The 25,451-nt window shown below is 45.3% G+C and carries 24 protein-coding genes; 9 read left to right on the top strand and 15 right to left on the bottom strand.

The genetic code is table 11. From position 1 onward, the window contains the following. Positions 1–16: 16 nt before the first annotated feature. The 4 genes from AAH944_RS04385 to AAH944_RS04370 are packed head-to-tail and all read left to right on the top strand — an operon-like array spanning position 17 to position 4,163. The gene (locus AAH944_RS04385; protein WP_415536818.1) at positions 17–1,615 is read left to right on the top strand and encodes a spore germination protein; all 1,599 of its coding nucleotides are present in this window, start codon (positions 17–19) and stop codon (positions 1,613–1,615) included. A gap of 36 nt (positions 1,616–1,651) precedes the next feature. Further along, complete coding sequence (locus tag AAH944_RS04380) at positions 1,652–2,842, top strand: Ger(x)C family spore germination protein (RefSeq protein WP_415536816.1); 1,191 nt, start codon at positions 1,652–1,654, stop codon at positions 2,840–2,842. A 3-nt stretch (positions 2,843–2,845) separates the two neighbouring features. Then, complete coding sequence (locus AAH944_RS04375; RefSeq protein ID WP_415536814.1) at positions 2,846–3,934, top strand: GerAB/ArcD/ProY family transporter; 1,089 nt, start codon at positions 2,846–2,848, stop codon at positions 3,932–3,934. 13 nt (positions 3,935–3,947) lie between these two features. Next, positions 3,948–4,163 (top strand): hypothetical protein, encoded by a 216-nt coding sequence (locus tag AAH944_RS04370; protein ID WP_415536810.1) that lies wholly within the window; start codon positions 3,948–3,950, stop codon positions 4,161–4,163. 31 nt (positions 4,164–4,194) lie between these two features. Here the strand turns inward: AAH944_RS04370 and AAH944_RS04365 are convergent, their stop codons facing one another. After that, a complete protein-coding gene (locus AAH944_RS04365; protein ID WP_415536806.1) occupies positions 4,195–4,437 on the bottom strand; it encodes a hypothetical protein in 243 nt (80 codons plus the stop codon). 247 nt (positions 4,438–4,684) lie between these two features. Here AAH944_RS04365 and AAH944_RS04360 point away from each other — a divergent pair, with 247 nt between their 5' ends. The 4 genes from AAH944_RS04360 to AAH944_RS04345 all read left to right on the top strand — a co-directional run bounded on the left by AAH944_RS04360 (position 4,685) and on the right by AAH944_RS04345 (position 8,561). After that, complete coding sequence (locus AAH944_RS04360; protein WP_415536805.1) at positions 4,685–5,362, top strand: Crp/Fnr family transcriptional regulator; 678 nt, start codon at positions 4,685–4,687, stop codon at positions 5,360–5,362. Between the two features lie 261 nt (positions 5,363–5,623). Further along, on the top strand, positions 5,624–5,935 hold the full coding sequence (locus AAH944_RS04355) for a hypothetical protein (RefSeq protein ID WP_415536804.1): 312 nt from the start codon (positions 5,624–5,626) through the stop codon (positions 5,933–5,935). Next, a complete protein-coding gene (locus AAH944_RS04350) occupies positions 5,932–7,227 on the top strand; it encodes a reductive dehalogenase (RefSeq protein ID WP_415536802.1) in 1,296 nt (431 codons plus the stop codon). Before AAH944_RS04355 ends, AAH944_RS04350 begins: the two co-directional genes overlap by 4 nt. An 83-nt stretch (positions 7,228–7,310) precedes the next feature. Next, positions 7,311–8,561, top strand: coding sequence for an FMN-binding protein (locus AAH944_RS04345; RefSeq protein ID WP_415536800.1), 1,251 nt, complete (start codon positions 7,311–7,313; stop codon positions 8,559–8,561). Between the two features lie 237 nt (positions 8,562–8,798). Here AAH944_RS04345 and rlmD read toward each other — a convergent pair whose 3' ends face one another. From rlmD to gatC, 6 genes are all read right to left on the bottom strand, one after another. Further along, positions 8,799–10,148: a 23S rRNA (uracil(1939)-C(5))-methyltransferase RlmD gene (rlmD, locus tag AAH944_RS04340; protein ID WP_415536798.1), complete on the bottom strand. Its 1,350-nt coding sequence runs from the start codon at positions 10,146–10,148 to the stop codon at positions 8,799–8,801. Positions 10,149–10,227: 79 nt separating this feature from the next. After that, positions 10,228–10,914 carry a lysostaphin resistance A-like protein gene (locus tag AAH944_RS04335; RefSeq protein ID WP_415536796.1) on the bottom strand — a complete coding sequence of 229 codons (687 nt, stop codon included), beginning with the start codon at positions 10,912–10,914 and terminating at the stop codon, positions 10,228–10,230. A gap of 27 nt (positions 10,915–10,941) precedes the next feature. After that, positions 10,942–12,135, bottom strand: a complete 1,194-nt coding sequence (gene nifV, locus AAH944_RS04330) for a homocitrate synthase (protein WP_415536794.1) — start codon at positions 12,133–12,135, stop codon at positions 10,942–10,944. 140 nt (positions 12,136–12,275) lie between these two features. Next, on the bottom strand, positions 12,276–13,727 hold the full coding sequence (gene gatB / locus AAH944_RS04325) for an Asp-tRNA(Asn)/Glu-tRNA(Gln) amidotransferase subunit GatB (RefSeq protein ID WP_415536793.1): 1,452 nt from the start codon (positions 13,725–13,727) through the stop codon (positions 12,276–12,278). Beyond that, the gene (gene gatA / locus AAH944_RS04320; protein WP_415536791.1) at positions 13,728–15,191 is read right to left on the bottom strand and encodes an Asp-tRNA(Asn)/Glu-tRNA(Gln) amidotransferase subunit GatA; all 1,464 of its coding nucleotides are present in this window, start codon (positions 15,189–15,191) and stop codon (positions 13,728–13,730) included. It lies immediately after the preceding gene. Between the two features lie 151 nt (positions 15,192–15,342). Beyond that, a complete protein-coding gene (gatC, locus tag AAH944_RS04315) occupies positions 15,343–15,627 on the bottom strand; it encodes an Asp-tRNA(Asn)/Glu-tRNA(Gln) amidotransferase subunit GatC (protein WP_415536789.1) in 285 nt (94 codons plus the stop codon). 415 nt (positions 15,628–16,042) lie between these two features. On the opposite strand from gatC, the gene AAH944_RS04310 reads away from it, so the two are divergent. Continuing rightward, on the top strand, positions 16,043–16,768 hold the full coding sequence (locus tag AAH944_RS04310; RefSeq protein WP_415536787.1) for a hypothetical protein: 726 nt from the start codon (positions 16,043–16,045) through the stop codon (positions 16,766–16,768). A 102-nt stretch (positions 16,769–16,870) separates the two neighbouring features. Here the strand turns inward: AAH944_RS04310 and ligA are convergent, their stop codons facing one another. From ligA to hisB, 8 genes are all read right to left on the bottom strand, one after another. Beyond that, positions 16,871–18,871: an NAD-dependent DNA ligase LigA gene (gene ligA / locus AAH944_RS04305; protein ID WP_415536785.1), complete on the bottom strand. Its 2,001-nt coding sequence runs from the start codon at positions 18,869–18,871 to the stop codon at positions 16,871–16,873. Between the two features lie 115 nt (positions 18,872–18,986). Further along, the gene (gene pcrA / locus AAH944_RS04300) at positions 18,987–21,257 is read right to left on the bottom strand and encodes a DNA helicase PcrA (RefSeq protein ID WP_415536783.1); all 2,271 of its coding nucleotides are present in this window, start codon (positions 21,255–21,257) and stop codon (positions 18,987–18,989) included. 150 nt (positions 21,258–21,407) lie between these two features. Continuing rightward, on the bottom strand, positions 21,408–21,725 hold the full coding sequence (locus AAH944_RS04295; RefSeq protein ID WP_415536781.1) for a MazG-like family protein: 318 nt from the start codon (positions 21,723–21,725) through the stop codon (positions 21,408–21,410). A 65-nt stretch (positions 21,726–21,790) separates the two neighbouring features. Continuing rightward, on the bottom strand, positions 21,791–22,471 hold the full coding sequence (gene hisIE, locus AAH944_RS04290) for a bifunctional phosphoribosyl-AMP cyclohydrolase/phosphoribosyl-ATP diphosphatase HisIE (protein WP_415536779.1): 681 nt from the start codon (positions 22,469–22,471) through the stop codon (positions 21,791–21,793). Positions 22,472–22,585: 114 nt separating this feature from the next. Beyond that, positions 22,586–23,344, bottom strand: coding sequence for an imidazole glycerol phosphate synthase subunit HisF (gene hisF / locus AAH944_RS04285; RefSeq protein WP_415536777.1), 759 nt, complete (start codon positions 23,342–23,344; stop codon positions 22,586–22,588). 95 nt (positions 23,345–23,439) lie between these two features. After that, positions 23,440–24,168 carry a 1-(5-phosphoribosyl)-5-[(5-phosphoribosylamino)methylideneamino]imidazole-4-carboxamide isomerase gene (gene hisA, locus AAH944_RS04280; RefSeq protein WP_415536775.1) on the bottom strand — a complete coding sequence of 243 codons (729 nt, stop codon included), beginning with the start codon at positions 24,166–24,168 and terminating at the stop codon, positions 23,440–23,442. Continuing rightward, entirely contained in the window at positions 24,165–24,776 is a 612-nt protein-coding gene (gene hisH / locus AAH944_RS04275; RefSeq protein ID WP_415536773.1) for an imidazole glycerol phosphate synthase subunit HisH, read from the bottom strand. The genes hisA and hisH overlap by 4 nt, the downstream gene beginning before the upstream one ends. A 71-nt stretch (positions 24,777–24,847) precedes the next feature. Next, on the bottom strand, positions 24,848–25,432 hold the full coding sequence (gene hisB, locus AAH944_RS04270) for an imidazoleglycerol-phosphate dehydratase HisB (RefSeq protein WP_415536771.1): 585 nt from the start codon (positions 25,430–25,432) through the stop codon (positions 24,848–24,850). Positions 25,433–25,451: the final 19 nt, after the last annotated feature.

The raw sequence follows: 25,451 nt of genomic DNA, 5'->3' as shown, positions 1-25,451 counted from the left end.
GAAGGATGAAAGCAGTATGTTCCGCTACATTCATTCTAAACTGCGTTTTTGGCAGTTAGTAAATCATAACGGCGCTGACGCCAATCATTCAGGGAATTCTCACTCTAACCTTTTCGACAATCTGAACAAAAACCTTACTGCTCTAAAAGGTATGTTCGGAAATAGCTATGATGTTAATGTGCGGGAATTTAACTTTGGTGATCAGGGACTTACGCGTGGTGCGATCATCTTCCTATCTGGGATGACGGATGCAGCCATAATTAACGAAAGTATTATAAAACCATTGATGTATGATATCCGGTTAAGCGCCAAACAAGATACATCATTACTGAATAATATGAGTATTATTCAGACAACGCTGCTTACGGTGGGAATGGTTCAAAAAGTTTCGACGATCGATGAAGTCGTAGATGGCTGTTTGTCCGGAAAAACGATTCTACTGATGGATGGCTCAAAAGAAGCTTTAGTCATTGGCACCGAAGGTTGGGAAACCCGTGGCGTGGACGAACCCAAAACAGAATCCGTTGTCAGGGGTCCGAGGGAAGGCTTTACCGAAAATTTGCTTACCAATACAACCCTGTTGCGTCGTAAAATAAAAAACCCTAATTTAACTCTGGAAACAATGAAAATAGGTGAACGAACCAAGACTATCGTTTGTGTTGCCTATTTAAAAGATCTCGTTTCTCCACAGCTCATCAAAGAAATTCAACGGCGTCTTAATAGAATTAAGACAGATGCAATTCTGGAATCAGGGTATATCGAGCAGTTCATTGAGGATGCTCCTTTTTCTATTTTCTCCACAGTTGCTAACAGTGAAAAACCAGATCTTGTCGCAGCAAAAATCTTGGAGGGAAGGGCAGCCATTTTTGTTGACGGGACTCCCTTTGTGCTTAGCGTTCCAATGGTTTTTATTGAAAGTTTCCAAAGTGCTGAAGATTACTATTCCCGGCCTTATTTTGCAAGCGTGGTTAGACTTCTCAGGCTTTTAGCTTTTCTGATTAGCATTACGTCTCCGGCAATCTATGTTGCTTTAACAACTTTTCACCAAGAATTGATTCCTACTTCCTTACTTTTTACCATGGCTGCATCCGAGGAGGGCGTTCCTTTTCCTGCGATGGCAGAAGCACTCATTATGGGAACAACATTTGAAATTCTCAGGGAGGCCGGGGTTCGCTTGCCCCGTCCTATTGGTCAAGCGGTCAGTATTGTAGGGGCTTTGGTTATTGGCGAGGCTGCTGTAGGCGCCGGAATAATCGGAGAGCCTATGGTTATCGTGATAGCTTTGACAGCAATTTGCAGTTTTGTGGTTCCCTCCCAAACAGATTCCGGTAGTATCTTACGATTAATTCTTGTTCTCCTAGCAGGGGCAATGGGAGGGTTTGGGATTGCACTTGGATTAATGGGGACATTTATTCACCTGGCTTCCTTAAGATCTTTTGGCACCCCGTATTTGTCGCCTTTCGCTCCTCTCAGTACGCAAGACTTGAAAGATACATTCATCAGGGTACCTGTTTGGGCAATGTTTACCCGCCCTAGAACGATAGGCTGGCATGACCCTGAACGCCAGGAGTTCAGATTAAGACCCAGCCATCCGTCAGAAGAAGACAAGAGTTAGACCGGCTTGAATAACGTTGAAAACAAGAGGCAATTGATGAAAAATCGTATGGGTTCCATTATAAAAATCATAGTATGTTTCATGTTAATTTTGCCCCTAAGCGGTTGCTGGAGCCGCCATGAGTTAAATTCTTTATCGTTCGTCGTAGGCGTAGGTTTAGATAAAGCCGAGAAGCCCGGAGAAATACAATTGACGACACAAGTTGTAAAACCAGGTGAACTAAAATCTGCTTCTGCTAAAAGTAAGAGCGGCGGGAGTGGTGCGAACGGGACAAACGCTTACTGGAACATAAAAAGAACGGGATATGTTGCCTCTGAAATTATCAGAGATTTTAGTCATGAATCCAGTCATAGGTTATATTTTCCACATAATCAGGTTTTAATAATCGAGAAGAAATTGGCTGAAGAAGGAATACAAAAATATATTGATACTTTTATACGGGATAATGAGACTCGCTTTAATGTTCTGATTGTGGTCTCCGAAGACCGGGCAAGTGAGGTACTTGATGTTTCGCCTGAATTGGAGAAGCTGCCGGCAATAAATATCGCCAAATTAGTTGAAACGCAAAATGTAACGTCTGAATCACCAACAGTTAGGTTAATCGATTTTATTAATCGTTTAATGAGCAAGACCACTGCTCCCATCGCACCTTTGATTAGAGTGACCGGCGACGGAAATAAAAAAACAGTGGAAGTCTTTGGGACAGCAGTTTTTAAACATGATAAATTGATTAGCGAACTGAATAAACGTGAAACACGCGGACTGTTATGGGTTATCAACAAAGTAAAAGGCGGAATGATTGATGCACCTAGTCCTACCGGTGATGGTACAGTGAGCTTGGAGATTACGCTTGCAAAAAGTAAAATGACACCTGTCATCCAAGATGACACGATTCTGATAAAGCTGGATATCAAAGCGGAAGGAATTGTCAATAGCCAGAGTGGTTCAGAAAACATAGAATCACCAATCATTTTCGCCTCTCTGGAAAAAGAAATATCCTCGGAAATCAGAAAGGAAATCATGGCTGCTTTAAAAAAGGCCAGGGATCTCAATTCAGATATATTTGGTTTTGGTGATTTAATCTATTGGAAATACCCCTCAGAGTGGCATGAACTGGAATCTAAATGGGACAAGGTCTTTCCGGACGTTGAAGTAGCGTTAAATATCGATACTAAGCTACGCAGTACAGGCAATATCAGCGCTCCTGCCGTACCTGCTAAGGAGTAATTCATGAGGCTTGAAAGAGGAATCATATCAAGTTCACAGTTGATGTTTTTAGTTGCAGGATATGTCCAGGGTTCTGTTTTGGTGGTTTCATATTCAAATGCAATTACCAAGCAGTATACATGGCTGGTTGTTTTATCGGGATTGGTTATAAGCATTCCCGTTGCCATGGCTTATGTCGCCTTAGCGAGAAAATTTCCCAGTAAGAACTTGGTACAAATCAATAACATAGTCTATGGTTCCTATTTAGGTAAACTGGTTTCCGCCTTGTATATTTGGTTTTTTTACTCTGTTTCATGTTTAATGCTAACATATGTCGGCAATATCATAAAGAATTACATGATGCCGGAAACTCCTAAGTTTGCAATTTGTATTCTATTTGCTTGCATCTGCGCCTGGGCAGTTCGTAACGGAATAGAGGTTCTCGCGCGGACCAGTGTTATATTTGACATGATCGTATTAAGTGTAATCCTAATAACTTTCGTTCTACTGCTGAAAGACATGGAAATAACAAACTTTCTACCGTTTCTTGGCCTTTCCCTGAAGGATTTCATTCAGGGTACACATATCATGGTGGCCATTCCCTTTTGTCAAATTGTAGTGTTTCTCATGATCATCCCCTATGTAAACAAGGGAGTAGAAGCAAAAAAATCTGTTGTCTTAGGATTGATTATCGGAGGGGTCAGCATATTAATTGATACGGTTCGCAATACAGCTGTGCTGGGAGTGGCATCGGCTATTATGGTTTCCCCTTCGATTGAATCAGTGCGCCTGATAGACCTGGCAGAAATCATAACCAGGCTGGAAATGCTTGTTATTATTATATTTTTAATTACAATGTTCATAAAAATAACTGTTATGTATTATGCCACAGTATTTGCGATAGCCCAATCATTTAATTTACGGTCCTATAAGCCATTAGTTCTTCCAATTGGAAGTCTTATTATTAGTTTTTCCATGATGATATTTGATTCTTCGGCGGAAAACGTTGAGTTTGGAACTAGAATAGGGCCTATTTTCACTCTTCCTTTTGAGCTGGGTTTGCCTCTATTAACATTCCTTGTAGCAAAAATACGAAAGTTACCAAAAAAATAGGAAGGAAACGGCCGTGATTTTTTTATTAACAATAACTTTTGTCGCCATAGGATTATTTGAAGTCCCCGCTCTTGTCAGAAACAAGCACTGGCGGGAACTTACCGTCTTTTCGGCCTTTTTTGTGTTTGCGTTTATACTAGCTATATTACAAGCAGTAGATGTCAATATACCCAATCCAATCAAAGGCATTGAATATTTGATTAGGGATATATTAAAAATGAGTTATTGATAAAAAACTCAATAGAATTCCTATTCTGCTTTTATAATGCAGCTTGGTAGATATCAATGATATCTTCAACCGATCCCTGCCTGGGGTTGGTTAACATGCAAATGTCTTTCATTGCATTATTTGCCAGTTTTTCTATATCACCTTCTTTAAGACCCATCATTGATAGTTTTTCGGGAATACAGAAGACAAATGTTGAAAACATTTTTAAATGTTTAAGATTACTTACAAACCTCAAATTGAAACAGACCAATAAAAAAAAACCTTGAACATTCAAGGTGGCCTTAACTTAGCCTCTCTATCTAAAAAAATAAGTCCTTTCAATTTTAACTTTTATTATTTTATGATACACTAACATACAAATGATCCTTTGTTAAAAACGGATAACCAAATATTACCAGACAACAAAATCAGCGAGTCGGAAAGATGTCAGCCTCAATGTCTTTGGCATCAAGCCCATGTGAAAATGGCTTCAGCGTGATTCGGTTATTATTATTTGATTCTTTATTCAGGGGGATTAAAGTATGGAAGAAAATAACTGCTTTATCTATGGGAAAAAAATAGTGCCTGGTATTTTTTTAGAAAGGGGAAATGAACTAAAATTTAAGCGGAATCAAATTATTTATTATCCCGGGCAGCTATTGGAAGGCATACTTATCGTAACAGAAGGCAGAGTAGAAAATTTTATCTATTCCTCTAATGGTAATTCCAAAATCTTTTTCATCTTTGGTCCCGGTTCGATCATAGGCGAAACTAATATTTTTGCGAATGTACCCAATCCACTCTATTATAAAGCATCCGATAATTCCAAGGCCTTATATGTAAGTAGAAATACGCTTGTTGATATCTTGAAAACGGATTATAATGCTGTTGAATATTTGATGGAATCAATGGCTAAAAAAGTAGTAACTTTCTACTACCAGACTAATGATCTGACTTTTGGTGAGGCAGAAACTCGAGTATGCAATACATTAATTCAACTTGCCAAATATTATGAAAAAAAGAATAGTGATAATACTGTTAGTCTGAATATTAAAATTACGCATCAGTTTCTTAGTGATATATTGGGTATTAATAGAACAACAGCATCCAAAATAGCTATTAGCTTAAAAAAACAGAATCTCATTAATGTTAAAAGTGGAAAATATATTATTACGGATATAGATAAACTATCTGCTTATAATAAGGCTATAACAGAATAACTACGAAAAAATTTATCGACAAAGCTTCATAAAGTATCAATATTTTCAAAGGCAAAGAAAATATGTAGCCCAGACAACAAAACCCCTGTTGTCTGGGCAATATGTTTTCTTTTTTTATTTTGCTATCTTTATCTCAAAAGAGCTATAGCCTTTAATCACAAAACAAAATCTCAATGTCTAAAGGGGGTATCTAAAAAAAAGTTAAACAAAACGATTAAGTGTCCGTAATCATGGCAGATCAAAAAAAGGAGAGTGATTTTTATGTGGTTAATCTGGATGGCGGCAGGAGCTTTAGCTGTCTTTGTCGCCCAAACATTCAACAAGCGCTTAAAAGAAAAAGGAATTGTATTAAAATGGTACCAATGGGGAGTTTTTGTTATCTGGTATGCCCTTGGTTATTTGGCCATTGATGTTATCTGTCTCAGTATTCATGAAAATGAAATAAGAGCAGCCGCAATTATGGGGGGGACTCTTATAGCCATCATGCTGGCATTACTGCCCCTTTTTAGAAAAATGCTTAACTCTGGCAAAAAGAACCCAGTTAACATAGAGAAAAAGGGGGAAATGGCATGAAGACTTCCAGAAGAAATTTCTTAAAAACAGCACTAGCGGCTGGAGCGGCCTTAAGCGTTCCTGCTATCTTAGCACCGGAAGAAGTCCAGGCCAAAACCGTAGACAAACCAATTTACGAGTTAACAAAAGATTTTGGCCGTTACCCACAAAAGAATCATATGTATACTCGTATGTTTTGGGATAAGGAATACGTGGCTTACAGAGCAACTTTAAAGCAGCGTGATGTTAGTGTAAAGGATGAGCACGATTCCATGGCTCTGGCTGTTGCTGCTTGGTGGGACCATAATAATGCGGCAGATTGGAACTGTTACGGAATCCCTGCCCAATCACCTTTCATGAGATGGGACGACCCCGTCATTACTATGGACGAGAAGTACGCAGAGGCTTATAATAAGCATACAACTATAATTACCGAAAACGCCATGATTTGGGATGATACAATAGCACCAAACGCTTTTCAGGCAGAACCTGAGGTCTTTAGCCGAAAGGTCAAGAACGCCGGCCTTTTTCTGGGGGCATTTGATGTAGGTATTGCCAAATTAGACCCCAGATGGATGTATTCGGATTACTTTGATTTTAAAGAAAAGGTAAGTAAGCCTTGGCCGAAAGATCCTGCGCAGTTTAAGTATATTGTAGTTACGGCGATTGAGATGAAAAATGACCCAATCCGCGATCTGCAATCCTACAACGCTTCTGCAAGTGTAGGACTGGGCTACTCTAATATGGTTGAGGTTGCTAGCGCTTTGGCCAAATTCATCCGTTGTTTAGGATATCCGGCCATCCCCATCGGTAATGATACGCTGCCAACAGTTCCTGCTGCAATTGAAGCCGGTTTGGGTGAATTAGGAAGAAACGGAATAATTATTACGCCTAAGTTCGGTCCCCGGGTACGGCTCGCAGCGGTGCTTACCGACGCACCTCTGATGCCGGATAAACCTATAGATATGGGAGTTAAAGCATTCTGCAAGATTTGTAAAAAATGTGCGGATAAATGCCCTAATGGTTGTATTGACACCGCTACTGAACCTTCCGATAAAGTATATAACATTTCCAACCGCCCCGGTGTCGTAAGATGGCCGGTTGACGGACAAAAATGTTTTGACTTTTGGAGAATGAACCGTACATCTTGCAGTCAATGCATAGCAATATGTCCGTACAATAAGGTAAAAGGAACAGCCTGGTTCCATGATATTACACCTACGGTCTTAGAAAAATTCCCAATAGTTGATAAGACTATTTTCGAACTGGATAAAGTATTGGGATATGGCTTAAAGGTACCTTTCGAACTTTAATAGAAGACAGTAAAAATAAAAAATTCAGGGGGAGGTGTTGTTTTGCAAAACGCACTTCCCCTACCTCTTTGGAGATGAAAAGAATGAAGAAGCGTTTGCTGCTTAAAAAGATAATGATCATCCTGGCAATCGTTACTTTGCTTGGAGCCTGGTTTATTTCATATAAAGAAAAAACAAAAAAAACGAATGAAAACATAAACGACGACAAACAATATGCTGAAGTATTAAAACAAGCGTATCCGCAAGCAGAAGAATTCCAAAAAATTTCCCCGGAACCTTTAACTTTTTCAGCAAGAGATTCAAATCAAAAAGAGATCGGTTTTGTAGCTTTTGGAGAAGCCAATGGTTATGGCGGCCCTTTAAAGATTGCAGTAGGTATAGATTTAAACGGACAAATTATTAGCACCATTATTGCCGAACAAAGTGAAACCCCTTCTTATATAGCAGAAATCATCCAAAAAGGTTATTTGGACAAATTCAAGACTGCAAAAGTAACCTCCCCTTTTGTTCTGGGAGTAGACCTTAATGGAATCTCAGGTGCCACCATCTCCTCAAAAGCCATAGCTAAAGCGATTCGCAACGCATCCCATACTGTCGGCAAAACAGATCTGAACCTTGAAGTCAAAGAAATAAATGAACCATGGAATTTTGGAGCGGCAGAAGCTGCCGTAATGTTGGTATTCATTTGTGCTATCATTTTTTCCTTCTTCACTAAGCAATTGAATCTTCTCTTTAAAAGGAAATTAAATCTTCGATTGCCAATTATTCTTTGTAGTATGATAGTACTTGGCTTTTGGCTTAATCGTCCAATTTCTATGCAATATTTGACAGGCGCGATGTTAGGTTTCTTTCCTTCAATTCGGGAAAATTTTTTATGGTATTTAATCTTATTTACTGGCATTGGTTTGCCATTATTCACAGGAAAAAATATTTATTGCTTTTGGGTTTGCCCCTTTGGCGGTTTACAGGAAATAATCAATAAACTTTGTGGGGTAAAATACCGTTTAAAAATTGCCAAAATCTTTAAAGTAACGCGTTATTTCTTGCTATGGCTTGGTATTTTTCTAGTAATAATCAATAACAATACGGCTTCAGGGAATATTGAACCGTTTGGAACAGTATTTGGCTTCAAAGGAACAGGATTTTATTGGATAGAACTTATTACTGTATTGGTAATAGGGATATTTAGCTATAAGTTCTGGTGCTATTTCTTATGTCCGATAGGCGCAGTAATGGACTTGTTATGTAACGTAAACCATGTGGTTACAAAAAAATTGTTGCAAGTCTACAGAAGATTAATTTATAAAAAAAGCCACGAAACATCTGCCTCTTAAACCTAGTCGCCAGCAAAACCTAAAGCCTGTTGAAAATAATATCACTAAAGCCTCTTTTTATGGATTTACGGATTAGAACTGCTTAACACAAATAAAAAATCCAAGAACACCGGATATCAGTGTCCTTGGCAAAACGTGTCTACTATCGGACTATCGGTACCTTTCTCAGTGAAGCTAACTGACCCCATCATCCCATTTAACGTTAGACATCTTCATCATATACTTCGTAGCAAATAATTACTCCTCTTGTTCTTTCGACAAAACACAACATATTTCTGTGTGATTGGTCCACGGGAACATGTCCACCGGTTGTACGCGCTCGATTCGATAAGTATTCCGGCAAAGCACTTTTAAATCCCTGGCCAGTGTGGCAGGATTGCAGGATATATAGATGATTCTTTCCGGACTGATCTCAAGCAGTCCTTCAAGGACTTCCGGCTCCATGCCAGCCCGGGGCGGGTCGCACACTACGAGGCTCGGGGTTCCGGAAAGTGCGGCCATCTTCTTCTCGACTTTCCCTTCCACAAAGCGGACATTGGTGATGTTATTGTCCGCGGCATTGTCTTTTGCATCAGCGATCGCATACGGATTTTCCTCGATGCCCAATACCTTTTTGGCTTTCCGGGCCAGCATTAGGGTCATCGTACCGATACCGCAGTAGAGGTCCCAAACCTCATCTTTTCCAGTTAGTCCGGCCCAATCAAGTACCAGTCCATACAGCACGGCCGTTTGCACCGGATTGACCTGCAGGAAAGACCTAGGGGAGACTTTGAAGCGTAGACCGTCTAAGTGTTCATTCAGATGCTGAGCCCCGCTTCCCTCAAACTCGTTATTTCCTCGGGGAATCGCGATTGAACAGCTTTGGGGAGAAAATTCCACTTGTCCCTTCAAATGCCTGATTAGCTGATCCAGTTCTTTCGTGTTTTCCGTATTGCCGTCAAAGACCAGCAACCCCTTGCCCCGGTTACTTTCTCGGAACGTGGCTGTCTTGGTTTCCTCGCAGCATTCTCCGATCACCTGCTGCATTTTTTTTATTCTGTGGTTGATCTCCTGACTAAGCAGAAGACAATCGTCAAAAATCGTTACATCCTTGGACTTACCACGATAATAGCCAAACCGGCCTTTCCGATCACGGTGCAAAACCGCTTTGTTGCGGTAGCGCCAAGGGTCGTCCATGCCTAGAACCGGTTCGACCTGAATATTGGTGAATCCGCCGATTCTCCGCAGGGCATCTTCCACCCACCTTTGTTTCCATGTGAGTGTGGTCTGGTACTTAACATGCTGAAGGTTGCAGCCGCCGCAGGCTGAATAAACTGAGCAGGGCGGTGATACTCTTTCTTCGGACAAACATTCAATTTCTACAATCCGTGCTCGCCTGTAGAATTTTTTCTGCTCCGTCAGCTGTACCCGGCCTTTTTCCCCTGGCAGCATTCCCGGGACAAACGTGGTGATCCCGTCGGTATAGCCGATGCCGGATCCGTCGGAAGCCAAGCGGACGATTTCTATATCCAGGGTTTTACTGCTGCTACGTTCTTGATAAACGGGAGGATTATCTTCAGCGCCTGGCCTATGATCTTTTTTTACCATGGAGCTTCTTTCCTCTCTTGGTGATCTCGTCGGAACATTATCTTTCCTCGGCGCAGTCTCGCCTCAGCCCAATCCTTATTTAGCCTCGCTGCCACCACATCAGGACAACCATCAAAATATTCCAGACCCCGTGCGCAATGACTGAAGTCCAAAGGCTCTTGCTTCTTTCGTATAGGAAAGTCAGCACCAGGCCTCCAATCACCAGCGGTACAAATCTTATCAGATCGAAATGCATCAGTCCAAAAAACAGTCCTGCAAAAAGAATGCCCTTCGCTTTGCCATACCCCTGGCGCAGCGGAGGATAGATCAGTCCCCTGAAAATCATTTCCTCTTTAAGCGGTACGATAAAACCGCCTAGCAGAACCAGCGGCATCAGCTGCCAGATAGAATCAACGCCCTCAACGACCAGTGCAAAGCTCTGGGGTTCGGGCTGCCCGAAATATTCCACGAGGACATTTCCCAGAAGACCTACAGCAAAGAACAGCACGATCCCGCCGCCCAGTCCGGCTAGAAGGCATTTCCAGTTTAAATTGGTCAGCCCCAAATCAGCAAACGATCCGCGCAGGATCTTGAAAAATAAAAACAGTGCAACAAAAAAGAGTAGACCCTCGCCAAAACCGATGACAAGATAGCTGATATACCCCTTCAGATAGCCAAGGTTCTCTAGCGGCTTTAGCCAGCCCAAAACAAATTCCAGAACATAGACAATAAGAATCAGGTAAAGAGCCTGCCAGAAGTTCCATCTGGGGTTTTCCAAAGCGTTCATTTATACCTATCTCCAGTTATGTTATTTTTAATCATGGATGTTCAGTCTCGGCATATTTCCATCTGAGAGTAATTCTACTTCTTTTTCAGTTCCATAAAGGTCTTTGTAAATATAAATCAGTTCCTTATCGAAAAGTGAGCGTTTCATATCGACTGCAAGGGATCTTACATGCTTCAGAATCTTATCGGCTTGCTCAGAGGTAAGCTCTCTGCCATATTCCCTGAATTTCGCTTTAATCGAGGCTGTACCTGAGTGCTTGCCGATCACAATCTGCCTTTCCAGCCCGACTTCTTCAGGGCGAAATACTTCATAGGTTTTCGGGTTTTTCAGGGCACCGTCGACATGAATACCGGATTCATGCGCAAACATATTACTGCCTACAATGGCTTTCCAGGGCGGAAGAATACGTCCTGAAGCCCTGGAAACATATTCGGATAATTCCACAAATCGCTCCGTAACAAAGCCAAGGTCCGTTTCTTCCAGGTATTTCAGAGCCATGATGACTTCTTCCAGCGCTGCATTGCCGGCTCTTTCTCCAAGACCGTTCACGGTTACGCCGATAAATCTGGCTCCGGCCTTCACTCCGGCTAAAGCGTTGGCCGTCGCCATCCCAAAATCATTATGCGTATGCATCTCTATATCAATATTGGCGCGTTCTCTTAAGGTTTTGATTCTATCAAAGGTCAGAAAAGGATCGAGGATGCCAATCGTATCACAGTAGCGGAGACGGTTTGCACCGGCCTTTTTGGCCTCCGTCGCAAATTCCACGAGATAGTTCATATCTGATCTCGAAGCGTCCTCAGCATTGACGGAGATATAATCGACATGCTTTTTCGCAAACTCCGTTGCTTTGATCATCATATCAAGAACTGCCCCGGGCGTTGTTTTTAATTTATGTTTGATGTGAATGTCCGAGGTCGATACGGAAATGGCCACGGCATCACAGCCGCAGGACAGCGATGCTTCAATGTCCTTGATCACGGCGCGGTTCCAGCCTATGATACTGGCTTTCAGTCCGAGGCCGCAGATACCTTTGATGGCATCAAGTTCTTTACCGCCCATAATCGGTATTCCCGCTTCGATCTGGTTAACCCCGATCTCGTCAAGCATCCGGGCAATCCTTAATTTCTCTTGATTGGAAAAGACAACCCCGGCGGTCTGTTCCCCGTCGCGCAGGGTTGTATCCACAATCACCAATCCGGTATCCGGTACTTTTCCCATTTTATCCACCTCTAAACGTGTTCATTCTTATATTATTTAAGCTTATCTTATTATTTTGGCACCATATTCCGCTCTACTGTGCTTTTTATTTGCACTTAACAATAACCTTTATTTTGCGTTATATTACATTTCATCGCATTTTACTGTGCCAGCTTTTCTTTCAGCAGTTTGTTGACCAGACCGGGATTAGCCTGTCCTTTGGTTGCTTTCATGACCTGACCGACTAAAAATCCAAGTGCACTTTCTTTGCCGGCTTGGTAATCAGCGACGGATTTTTCGTTAGCAGCAAGAATGCCGTCCACAATTATTCCAAGTTCACTTTCATCGCTGATCTGGACAAGTCCTTTCTCTTTTATGATGGTCTCCGGATCCTTACCGGTGTTATAGATTTCTTCGAGCACACTCTTGCCGATCTTGCCGCTGATATCGCCTTTCTTGATCAGCGTCAACATCCCTGCCAGCTGTTCCGGAGAGACGGGCGAATCTTCAAAGGAGCGTCCGTTGGTTTTCAGCAGGCCGCTTAAATCTCCCATGACCCAGTTGGCAAGAAGTTTCGCGTCATCGATTCTGGCGAGTGCCTGGTCAAAGAATGCTGCCATCGCTCTGGCTGCGGTAATGACCCCTGCGTCGTATTCCGACAGGCCGTGGGACTGCAGTCTTGCTTTTTTGGCGGCAGGCAGCTCCGGCAAGGAAGCTCTGATTCTCTCGACCCAATCTCGGTCGATCACGAGCGGCATCAGATCCGGCTCCGGAAAATAGCGGTAGTCGTGGGCCTCTTCCTTGGATCGGAGAGACAGCGTCATTCCTCTGCCTTCGTCCCAGGTCCTCGTTTCCTGAATGATTTCTCCGCCGTCGTCGAGGGCTTCAGCCTGACGCTCGGTTTCGTATTCTAGACAGCGGCGGACGGAGCTGAAAGAGTTCAGATTCTTAGTCTCTGTCCGTATGCCAAATTGCTCGGTCCCTTTCAGGCGAAGCGAGACATTGATATCAAAACGGACGGAACCCTGTTCGAGTTTGCAGTCGGAAATTCCGGCATAATCCATGATCTGGACCAGTTGTTCCAGGTAAGCCAGAACTTCATCTATAGAGCGCATATCCGGTTCCGAGACAATTTCCAGAAGTGGTACACCCGTCCGGTTATAATCAACCCCGGAACTGCTGGAAGTCATGATAGTCTCTCCGCTGTGCACCAGTTTTCCGGCATCCTCTTCCATATGAGCTCTCGTGATGCCAATACGTTTATTTGCTCTATTCACCGTAACGTCGAGCCAACCGTTTTTGCAGATCGGCAGATCATACTGAGACGTCTGATAATTCTTTGTTAGGTCCGGATAGAAATAGTTCTTACGGTCAAATTTGGAGAATTCGGCGATCTCGCAGTTCAAAGCAAGACCCGCCTTGATCGCGAGATTGACGACTTCTTTGTTCAGCACCGGCAGGACGCCTGGCAGTCCCAGACAGACCGGACAAACATGCGTATTCTGCTCGCCGCCAAACTCCGTCGAACAGCCGCAGAAGATCTTGGTTTTCGTAGCCATCTCAACATGGGTTTCCACGCCGCAAACCATTTCATATTTATCAGTAAAAGACATCTAGCGCACCTCCTTGAGCAGCGCAGGTATCTGCAGATGATACTCAGTATTTTGTTCAAACGCATAAGCGGCTTTGTACAGCGTACCTTCTTCAAAGTGCTTGCTGATCAGCTGCATTCCGACCGGCATGCCGCCGACAAATCCCGCCGGCGCTGAGATGGCCGGCAAACCGGCCAGATTAACCGGGATCGTATAGACATCTCCCATATACATCGCCAAAGGATCTGATTTTTCGCCGATCTTATACGCAGTGGTGGGTGCCGTCGGAGACAACAGCACGTCATATTTTTCAAAAGCGCGATCAAAGTCCTGTTTGATCAGCGTCCGCACTTTCTGGGCTTTCAGGTAATAGGCGTCGTAATAACCCGAGCTCAGGGCATAGGTCCCGAGCATGATCCGGCGCTTGACCTCCTGACCAAAGCCTTTTTCCCTGGTCTTTTTAAACATCTCAATCATATCGTCGGCTTCCGCACGGTAACCATAGCGCACTCCGTCGTAGCGGGCCAGGTTGGAGCTGCATTCAGCCGGAGCAATAATATAGTAAGCCGGCATTGCAAATTCCGTATGCGGTAGTGAACAGCGCTCGATCTCCGCCCCCAGGCTTTCAAAAGTCCGGATCGCCTTTTGTATAACTTCAGCAACATCCGGGTTCAGACCGGAAGCAAAATATTCATCGGGAATCCCAATTTTGAGGCCTTTTACATTATTTTCTAAAAACTGGGTATAATCTGGCTTAACAAACGGTACTGAAGTCGAATCTTTCGGATCATGGCCGGCAATCGCATTCAGGACCAGGGCATTATCCCTGACGTTCGTCGTAAGCGGTCCGATCTGGTCAAGCGAAGAAGCAAAGGCCACAAGGCCGTAGCGTGACACAGCACCGTAGGTAGGCTTCAGACCAACGACTCCGCAGAAAGCTGCAGGCTGGCGAATGGAACCGCCAGTATCCGAACCGAGCGCAAACGGTACTTCTCTTGCTGCGACGCAGGCCGCCGACCCCCCGGAAGAACCACCCGGAACTCTTTCCAGATCCAACGGATTCGCAGTCGGATGGAAACCGGAGTTTTCGGTAGACGATCCCATCGCAAATTCATCCATATTCAGTTTGCCGAGCAGCACGGCTCCTGCCGCCTTCAGCCGTTCGGTCACCGTAGCGTCATAAGGCGGATTGAAATTCTTTAGAATCCGGGAACCGCAGGTCGTCGGGATTCCCTCTGTACACATATTATCTTTCATGGCCATTGGCAGCCCTTCGAGCGGTCCAAGGCTCTCCCCGCCGGCAATCTTCTTATCGACTTTTGCTGCCTTCATCAGCGCCGAATCTGCGGTAACCGTCAGAAACGCTTTAACCTGGGAATCCGCACTGTCAATATAATCAAGATACGATCTGGTTAATTCCACGCAGCTGATTTCTTTGTTTACGAGCATATGATGTAATTCTTCTAGTGACTTGAATATTGTCATGAACCTGGTACTCCTTTCCGAATCTGAGACACTCAGAGAGACGTTCAATTATCGTTTGTCAGAAAGCAACCTGCTTGTTGATCAGTTACTGATTGAGTTTGTAAATTCTGTTATCAACAAAGCTTTTAATTGGATCAGTCTCTGTTTTATACTAGACGATTCTGGGAACCCGGAAGAACCCGTCCTCTTCGTCAGGTGCATTCATTAAGATTTTATCCCGGCTCATCGAAAGTTTTACTTCATCTTCCCGCAAAACATTAAAAAGCTGCACAGCATGCGCGGTCGGAGAAACCTGATCCGTGTTGAGCTTTTGGAGCATTTCAGCATACCCGAGGATCGAATTCAGCTGCTCCGTATATAATTCCACTTCCTCTTCTGAAAGCTGCAGCCTGGCCAGAAGAGCAACGTGTTCCACTTCTTCTCTGGATAGTTTCATAACTCGATAACACCGCCTTTCTCAAATGGACATATAAATAAATATAACAAAAATGAGCCTGCGGGGCAAGGAAAAGCCAAAAAAGCAAGCAAATCCAAGTTATATATAAGAATTTATGACTAATCGGTATAAACCACGATGAGTAGAAATGATAAAAAAAATAACAAACTGATAACGAGAAGATAGCGAGTAGATTAAATAAGATGATCAGAAAAAAGACAAAGAAAAAGTTTTGGCCGCCTGAAAAAATTAAAAGGTGATCAGATACTTGACGTAGAACTATGTAATTCAATTACATTGGCAAAACGCTGAAACACTCTCATTTTTCTTTAAGAAAAAGTATCAATAATGATGCTTAAGGAGAAAATAATCACTATTTTAAATATACAACTGAATCAGAAAGGAAGTAATGCCAATGGAGCAGAATGTCAGACCCTTTGAAAAGTTTCTTCCGGGAAGTCACCTTATTCTCGGAGAAGCGGGTTCCGGAAAGACCCGCCTCATTTGGTCCATACTCCAGGGAAAAGACTTTGTTGAGGATCATTCTATCAACATCGTCCTGACAGATTCAGAAAAACGCATTTGGTACAATCCTCCCAATAATCCTGTCCACACGATCAATCCTTATGAAACCGATATTTCCTGGGTCACTGAACCTACGAAACCAGGTATATACTACTGTGCCTGCGACTACGCACCCCGAATCATCACTTTTCTGGAATGCCTTGCTACCTGGTCAATCCACGAAAAAAACATAACAAACCGAGTCCGGATCTTCATCGATCTTCCGTCCAAGTACTGGAATATTCCTGAGTTTGCAGAGCAGCTCGGCCGACTCGATTATATTACAGCCAACCGCAAGGAAGAAGACGGCTCACTCATCGAAATATGGGCTGCCATCGGATCTCTGAACAAAATATCCTCGGAAATCAAATCCCTGTTCCAGCACGTAAATCTGATTATGCTTAATCCCCTACCCAACGGCTGGTCCAATAAGCTCCTGAACCTTCTGGATATCAAGTGCGATAATCTGCCGGAGATTGTAGCCGGAATCAATAGTGACATCAAAGATGGCTTTTACTACATCCCAATTACGGAAGAGTACCTCGCTTTAGATCCTAAACCAATTGTAAAGCCGTAATAATTTCCAGCTTGACAGCTGCTGACTTGTGTTAGCAGCTATTTTATTTTCTATGTTTATATTTGCATGTTTACGGAACGTAAGCAAACCGTTCTTCGGCACTTATTCTTCGGCATTAATCAGCGCCTTAAATTCATCTTCGGTATAGACCGGGATTCCGAGTTCCCTGGCTTTATTATACTTTGAACCGGGGTTCTCACCGACGAGAACCAGGGATGTTTTTTTGCTTACACTTGATGAGGCCTTACCGCCGAGCTGTTCAATCAGATCCTCGATTTCGCGCCGTTCCCACGATCGAAGTGCTCCAGTCACCACAATGCTCTTCCCTGCAAGGATCTGGAAAACAGACGTATTCGCTGCGGTCATGGTGACACCGGCCGCCTTCAGCCGGTTCAGGAATTCGCGGTTCGCAGGGGCACTGAAGAAACCCACAATACTTTTGGCCATGATGCCACCGATATCGCCGATTTCCCGGAGTTCTTCCTCGGTCGCATTTTCCAGAGCTTCCATGCTTCGGTACCTTGCGGCCAGGATCTTGCCGACTTTGACCCCGACATGCCGGATACCCATCGCAAAAATCAGTGAAGCCAGGCCGCGCTCTGTGCTTTTTTTGATCGAAGCAAGCAGGTTGCGGGCTGATTTATCAGCCATCCGGTCTAATTGAACAAGGTCTTCGTACTGAAGATAATATAAATCGGAGGCGTCTTTGACAAGCCCTGCATCCAGCAGCTGGCTGACCACAGCGGGCCCGAGACCTTCAATATTCATCGCGTCCCTGGAAACAAAATGGATCAGGGCTTCTCTCTGGCGCGACGGGCAGGAGATATTCTGACAGCGGTGGGCGGCCTCTCCTTCCAGCCGGTAAACTGGACTGCCGCAGGACGGGCAGTTGGCAGGCATTTCAAACACAATTTCCTGGCCGGTGCGTTTTCCGGGTAGCGATTTGATGATTTCAGGAATCACATCTCCGGCCTTATGAATTAATACGTAATCGCCGATCCGGATGTCCTTGTCCCGGATATTGTCCAGATTATGCAGTGTGGCCCTCCCCACGGTAGAACCGGCTACAAATACGTCGTTAAGAACCGCAGTCGGGGTGAGCACTCCCGTCCGGCCCACATTGATCTCAATATCCTTCACCTGGGTCTCGACCTGTTCGGCCGGGAATTTATAAGCAGTCGCCCAGCGCGGGCTTTTGGCCGTATAGCCTAGCTCGCGCTGCTGAGAAAAGCTGTTCACCTTAATGACCAAGCCATCGATTTCATAAGGGAAACCGTGCCGTTCGTCCGTCATCCGGCTGCAATATGCAATCACTTGCTCCATGGTTGAAAACAGCTGATAGTTCGGATTGACATTAAATCCGAACCTGCTCAAGGCTTCCAGCACTCCGGTCTGGGTGCTGATCCCCATTTGTTCGGCCTGAATCAGCTGATACGCAAAATATCCCAGTTTCCGCTGAGCCGTGATCCTGGAATCCTGCTGACGCAGAGAACCGGCTGCCGCATTTCTCGGGTTCGCAAACAGGGAAAGTCCCTCTTCTTCCCGCTCCGTATTCAGCTGGAGGAAGGACTCCTTCGGCATATATCCTTCGCCACGGACATCCACAGAACCTTCGAATTTCCTGTCATCTGCGTTATACAGCCGAAGCGGCACCGCTCTAATGGTCCGGACATTTGCTGTGATCTCTTCCCCTACTTCACCGTCACCGCGGGTTGCCCCCCGCTGCAAAATACCTTCCTGGTAAGTTAAGGCTACCGTCAGCCCGTCGATCTTCAATTCTACGACATATTCCGCATCGGGTGCCATACTGCGCACCCGACGGTCAAAGTCCATCAATTCCTCAGCATTGAAAGCGTTATCGAGACTCAGCATCGGTTCCGGGTGTCGGACCTTTGGAAACTGGGATGCGATAAAACCCCCGACCCGCTGGGAAGGAGAATCAAGTGTGACCCAGTCCGGGTGTTGATGTTCGATCTCAATGAGTTCCCTTAAGTAAAGGTCATATTCGGCATCCGTAAAAATGGGGTCATCCAAGCCGTAATAATGATAATTGGCCTTTTCGATCATATTCTTGAGTTCGACCAAACGGTTATTTTGATCCATACCGGAACCCCTTACCTTATCTTATATTTTTCCTGCGAAGGCTTATTTGCCGTTTCGCCAAAAAAGATTGACCAAAAGATTACCAAATTGTCGGATTTATCATCAGAATAACCCGTTAGATCTTTGACAGTCGGGCATACTCGGCAATCAGTTTCTTAACTTCACCGCTGAAAACAACCGTGATCTCGGCACTGTTCCCTTCGCCTTTTACGGACATTACAATGCCGTGACCGAATTTGGGATGCTCGACTTTGTCACCGACCAGAAAGCTTCCGGGATTAGAGCTAACAATGGACGCTCCACTATCCTTCCAGCTTTTACGTCCGGCAAAGGAGTTGCCTGAAGAGTAAGCATCACCGACGGCATAGTTCCTGGTTTGGGAAGAAAGCCCGAATCCCCTACCGAGAATTTCCCGACGGGAAGTCTCCTCTGTCAGAAGCTCCTCGGGTATTTCTTTTAGGAATCGCGAAGGCACACTGCTCTGGATATGCCCATAGACCATCCTTTGTTCCGTCGTGCTCAGGAAAAGCTTTTCTCTAGCCCGGGTGATCGTAACATAGCACAGCCGGCGTTCTTCCTCGAGCAGAACCTGTTCCAGAAGGCTTCTGCTGCTCGGGAAGATCCCATCTTCCATTCCGACTGCAAATACAACTGGGAATTCCAATCCTTTGGCGCTGTGCATGGTCATCAACTTCACGGCGTCTTCCGCTTCATCAAAACTGTCAATTTCTGCAACCAGAGAAACCTGTTCGAGGAATCCTCCCAAAATAAGCATATTCTGATCAGTCTCCAGATCAGGATCCTCAAGGTAGTCCTGAAGGTTGTTGTCGTACTCGGCTGTTACGGAAAGGAATTCATTAAGGTTTTCTATCCGGGATTCAGCCTCCACAGTATTTTCCGCTCGGAGAGTGGCCATGTATCCTGTATCCCTTATGATCTTCTCCGTCAACTCGGTCAGCGGCACACCCTTTTGAGCTTCTTGACGGAATCCAAGCATCAGTTCATGGAAATTCGTCAGTGTGCCAACTCCTTTGGTCTGGAGACCGGGAATATATGCCACTTCAGCCAGCGCATCCAGAACCGGCATGCCCTGTTCCTCAGCGTACTCCAGTATTTTATCCAGGCTGACTTTTCCAATACCTCTTTTGGGCACATTAATGACCCTGGCGAAGCTGACGCGGTCGGCAGGATTGTTCAGCAGCCGCAAATAGGCCAGGATATCCTTGATTTCGAGGCGTTCATAGAACTTAACCCCGGAATATATTTTGTAGGGTATGCTTTCCTTCATGAAGTGTTCTTCCAGCACCCGAGACTGGGCATTCGTGCGGTACAGGATCGCAAAATCGTTATACCGTCTGCCTTCTGTATCAGCCAGATCACGAATTTTCCCAGTCACAAAGCGGGCTTCGTCATGCTCATCTGTCGCTTTAAAGAGAACAATTTCCTCTCCTTCCGTATTTTCTGTCCAGAGGGATTTCCCTTTGCGATTATAATTATTGCTGACGACTTCGTTGGCCGCCCGCAGAATCTTCTGCGTCGAACGGTAATTCTGTTCCAGCTTCAACACTTTGGCTTCCGGGTAGTCTCTTTCAAAATCCAGGATATTCTGGATATCAGCGCCTCTCCAGCCGTAAACGGACTGGTCGTCGTCCCCGACGACGCAAAGGTTGCGATAGCGTGCAGCAAGCTGCTTGATCAGGATATACTGGGCATGATTGGTATCCTGATACTCATCGACGAGGATGTAACGGAATTTTTCCTGATAGTAGCTTAAGACATCCGGGTTTTCCCTGAATATTTTCACTGTCAGCATGATGATATCATCGAAATCTAAGGCATTATTGCTGGAAAGCTTTCTCTGGTACAGACGGTAGGCCGCAGCCGCTTTTTCGGTAAAGAAATCTCTGGCCTCCGCAGCAAAAGCATCCGGCCCTAAAAGCTTATTCTTGGCATCGCTGATCGTCGCTAAAACAGCCCGCGGCGCAAATTTTTTATCATCGAGATTCAGTTCCTTCAGACACTCTTTAAGCACCGTCAGCTGGTCCCCCGCATCATAGATCACAAAGCTCCGGGAATATCCCGGCAGGACATTGATTTCCCGCCTTAAGATCCGCACGCAGGTAGAATGAAAGGTCGCTACCCAGAGCCCCTCACCTTCACTGCCTACCAGCGCAAGAACGCGGTCTCTCATTTCCTTGGCAGCCTTATTTGTAAACGTAATCGCCAGGATGTTCCAGGGATTAACACCTTTGGCCACCAGATGCGCGATCCTGTAAGTCAATACCCTTGTCTTGCCTGAACCGGCCCCGGCTAAAATAAGAAGAGGACCGTCTCCACTTTCAACTGCTTCCCGTTGGACAGGGTTCAGGTCCTTAAGATAATACATTGATAAGATCACCTTTCTTATTCATTTCCAAATTAAAATCTCCGAATATACTCGTTTATGACCGATACAAAACATCATCCTTATTTTACCACATAAAAAGCGAAATGGGAACAGGTGTTCGAGGAAAATAATCAGATTAATAGCAAGAGATTAATCGCAATATCCTTTATCTTTCAATTTGCTGAGATGTGATGTCAGAATCTCATTGAGATCAATACCGTAATGCTCTTCCAGAACGAACATCATGGTTACCGCAGTCTGGGCAACATCCATCAGTTCCTTAGCGACCATCTGCATCGCCTCTGCCTCTTCCACCCGCAGCGCTTCTCCGTTTAAACCCCGGAACTTGCCGATCGCCTGGGCCAGCTCCCCAGATTCTTCCATGATTTTTAACGCGGTGCTTTCAAGGGAAGGATTCAATCTGTTCAACCGCGGCAATGTGATGGTTTTCGTTACTTTTTCGTTCATGCTCTTTCTCCCTTTACAGGCATTACGACATCTTCACTTTGAATATGCATCTTGTGAAATTAAGTTTATTTTCTTCTTGAATTGAGCTCTTCGGCAATCTCTGTTAAAGGAACGTTCCTGTCTTCCAGCAGGACCAACAGGTGGTACAGCAGATCGGAAGCTTCATAACGGATCTCACTCAGCGAATCGTTTTTGGCGGCAATGATGACTTCCGCGCACTCCTCACCGACTTTTTTTAGGATCTTGTCGATCCCTTTGGTAAAGAGATAGGTTGTATAGGCACCTTCCGGCCTCTCGATATTTCTCTGCTTGATAACTTCGGCGAGCATTTCCAAAGTCCTGCCCAAAGAGACAGGAGGTTTGGTATCCGGTTCGCCGCAGCACGTTTCAGAGCCCGGCAGATAGTGAAAACAGGAGTAATAGTTTTCATGACAGGCCATTCCACTTTGTTTCACCTTCAGAAGAATCGTATCCCGGTCACAATCAAACCGGATGTCGATGACTTCCTGGTAATGACCTGATGTTTCTCCCTTGACCCACAGCTGGCTTCTGCTGCGGCTAAAATAACACGCTTTGCCTTCAGTCAGGGTTTTTTTCAGTGCTTCCTGATTCATGTAGGCGAGCATCAGCACTTCTCCGCTTTCGGCATCCTGGGCAATGGCCGGAACAAGACCTTTTTCATCCCACTTCACAGCCTGTACGGCTTTGGAAATATCGATGCTCCCTGACTCAAATCTACTGTTCATCTCGGTTGACTCCTAACTTTTCTCAATCATTATTTTCCGGGGATCTAATTACTAAGATATTTTTTCGATATCCAAATTTGCTTATCTTTTCTGTGATTATCAATTTCTTTAAGATTATCTTCGAACGGGTATGCCTTTTCCTGCCAGATAATCTTTCGTCTCTTTGATGCTGTATTCCCTGTAATGGAAAATGGATGCAGCAAGTACTGCATCTGCTTCCCCCTCCGTCAGACCTTCAGCCATATGTTTAAGTGTTCCGACCCCGCCGCTCGCAATTAACGGAATAGATACCGCTCTGCCAACGGTCCGGTTCAGTTCGTTGTCATAGCCCTCTTTGGTTCCGTCACGGTCCATCGAAGTCAGCAGGATTTCACCCGCCCCAAGTTCTTCAACTTTCCTGGCCCATTCCAGAACATCGATCCCGGTCGGTTTGCGGCCTCCGTGCGTGTACACTTCCCAACGGCCCTCTCCGACTTTGCGGGCATCGATTGCGACAACAATGCACTGGCTTCCGAAGGCGAGAGCCCCTTGTTCGATTAACTCCGGATTTTGAACTGCAGCCGTATTTAAGGAGACTTTATCTGCTCCAGCCCGCAGCATTCTCCGGATATCCTCAATGGTTCTTAAGCCCCCGCCAATGGTAAACGGAATAAACACTTTCTCAGCAGTTCTTCGGACGACATCGACCATCGTTTCCCGTCCTTCGGCAGAAGCCGAAATATCCAGGAAGACAAGCTCATCAGCACCTTCGCAGTCATACAGCGAGGCAAGTTCCACAGGGTCACCCGCATCCCGCAGATGAATAAAATTAGTCCCTTTAACTACCCGGCCGTCATGAACATCGAGGCAGGGTATGATTCGTTTGGCAAGCATTCAATTTGCTCCTTTTGCTTGGGTTAGTTACCGTAATGGATGGCCTGGTGGCGTAATCAGCAGGTGTATAAGTATTGTAAATCAGAAATTATATTCTAGCAGATAACCTGCAGGGCCTCTTCCAGGGTGAAAGCGCCGGAATAGATCGCTTTGCCGACAATCGCGCCTTCAATCGTTATTCCACGGTCAGCCTCCGCTTTCAGCTTCTTCAGGTCATCCAGCGCGGAAATGCCGCCGGAAGCAATCACTTGCAGGCCGGTTGTCTCAGCCATATTGACGGTGCTGGCAATATTCGGGCCGCCAAGCATCCCGTCCCGGGAGATGTCGGTGAAGACAATCCGGGACACGCCGACTTGCTTCATCGCTTTGCCGAGATCCTCCGCTTGGAGATCGGTGCTTTCCGCCCATCCCTGAACCGCCACCATACCGTCTTTGGCATCGATGCCGACAATAATCTGATCGCCATACCTACGGACAGCCTCCGTCACAAGCTCTGGGTCCCTTACCGCGACTGTTCCGAGTATGACCCGGGCCACGCCTAATTCCAACAGTTCTTCGATTCTGGTCAGTGTCCGGATACCGCCGCCCACCTGAATTTTTAACGAAACATTCTTGACAATATCCCGAATGGCTTCATCGTTCACAGGCTTTCCGGAGAAAGCCCCGTTCAGGTCGACGATATGCAGAACCTTTGATCCTCTGTCCTTAAAATCAGCCGCCACCCCGGCAGGATTGTCGGAGTATACGGTTGCATCCTCCATTCTTCCCTGCAGGAGACGGACAACTTTGCCGTCTTTTAAATCGATTGCCGGATATATGATCATTGATTTTTCACCCATTCCCCAAAATTATCGAGCATGACCAGACCCCAGGGGCTGGACTTCTCTGGGTGGAACTGCGCACCCCAGACATTGTCTTTGCCGACCAGCGCAGGAAACTCCAGTCCATACTCGCTGATTCCGGCAATACAGTCCCGATCGACTGGCTGAGCGAAATAAGAGTGGACAAAATAAAAATAAGAATGGTTCGGAATATTCTCACAGAGCCTGTTCGGTCTGACAACATTCAGCGTATTCCAGCCCATATGTGGAATCTTCAAACCCGGCGGAAACTTTACCACCCGGCCTTTCAGAAAACCAAGACCGGCATGTTCTCCATGTTCCTCGCCAATCTCAAAAAGCAGCTGCATACCGAGGCAGATGCCCAGAAAAGGTTTGCCGCTTTGTACATACTGTTTTAAAGGGTCAAGCCAACCGCCTTTCGCCAGCGCATCCATAGCATCCGCGAAAGCGCCGACTCCAGGCAGAATAACTCCGGCCGTACCGGTTAGCTTCTCCGGAGACTCCATGATCTCCGCTGAAAACCCAAGTTTTTCAAACGCCTTTTCTACACTGCGCAGATTTCCGCGTCCATAGTCTACTATGCCTATCATTCTAATGATGTCCTCCAGTAATTACATGCTGTTTTGCCAACTAGTACCTTATCAACCTTAAAAGCGCTATTTTATAAGCTTCCTTTGGTGGAGGGTACGCCGACAACATGGCTGTTTTTCCTTACAGCAAGCCCGAAGGCCCTGCCCACGGCCTTAAATACAGCCTCGAGAATGTGGTGCCTGTTTTTTCCGTCCAGCAGGCATATATGCAGCGTAATGCCGGCATTCGTCGCCAAGGCCCGGAAAAATTCTTCCGCCATTTCTACCGGGAAATCACCGACCATCCCTTCCGGGCAATCCACTTTCCAGACCAGGAATCCACGATTGGAGATATCTGCGGCAACCTGAACCAGGGCTTCATCCATCGGAAACAGGCAATCCCCGACCCTCTCAATTCCGGACTTGTCTTCAAGCGTTTCTTTCAACGCCTGTCCAAGAACAATCCCGCAATCTTCCACCAAGTGGTGCTGGTCAACTTTCAAGTCCCCTCCGGCTTCGATCTCCAGATCAAAATGGGCGAACCGGCAGAAAGCATCAAGCATGTGATCAAAGAAACCGATTCCTGTATCTACGCTTACTCTTCCGCTGCCGTCAAGCGCCAGCGTCAGAGTAATTTCCGTCTCCAGGGTTGTTCTTTTCAGATTCGCACTCCTCATTCTATAGGCCCCCTTATTA

It is taken from the genome of Dehalobacter sp. CP, assembly GCF_047652685.1.
Lineage (GTDB): Bacteria > Bacillota > Desulfitobacteriia > Desulfitobacteriales > Syntrophobotulaceae > Dehalobacter.
Note: the sequence above shows the minus strand (reverse complement) of the source record. Positions and strands in the feature narration are given on the sequence as shown.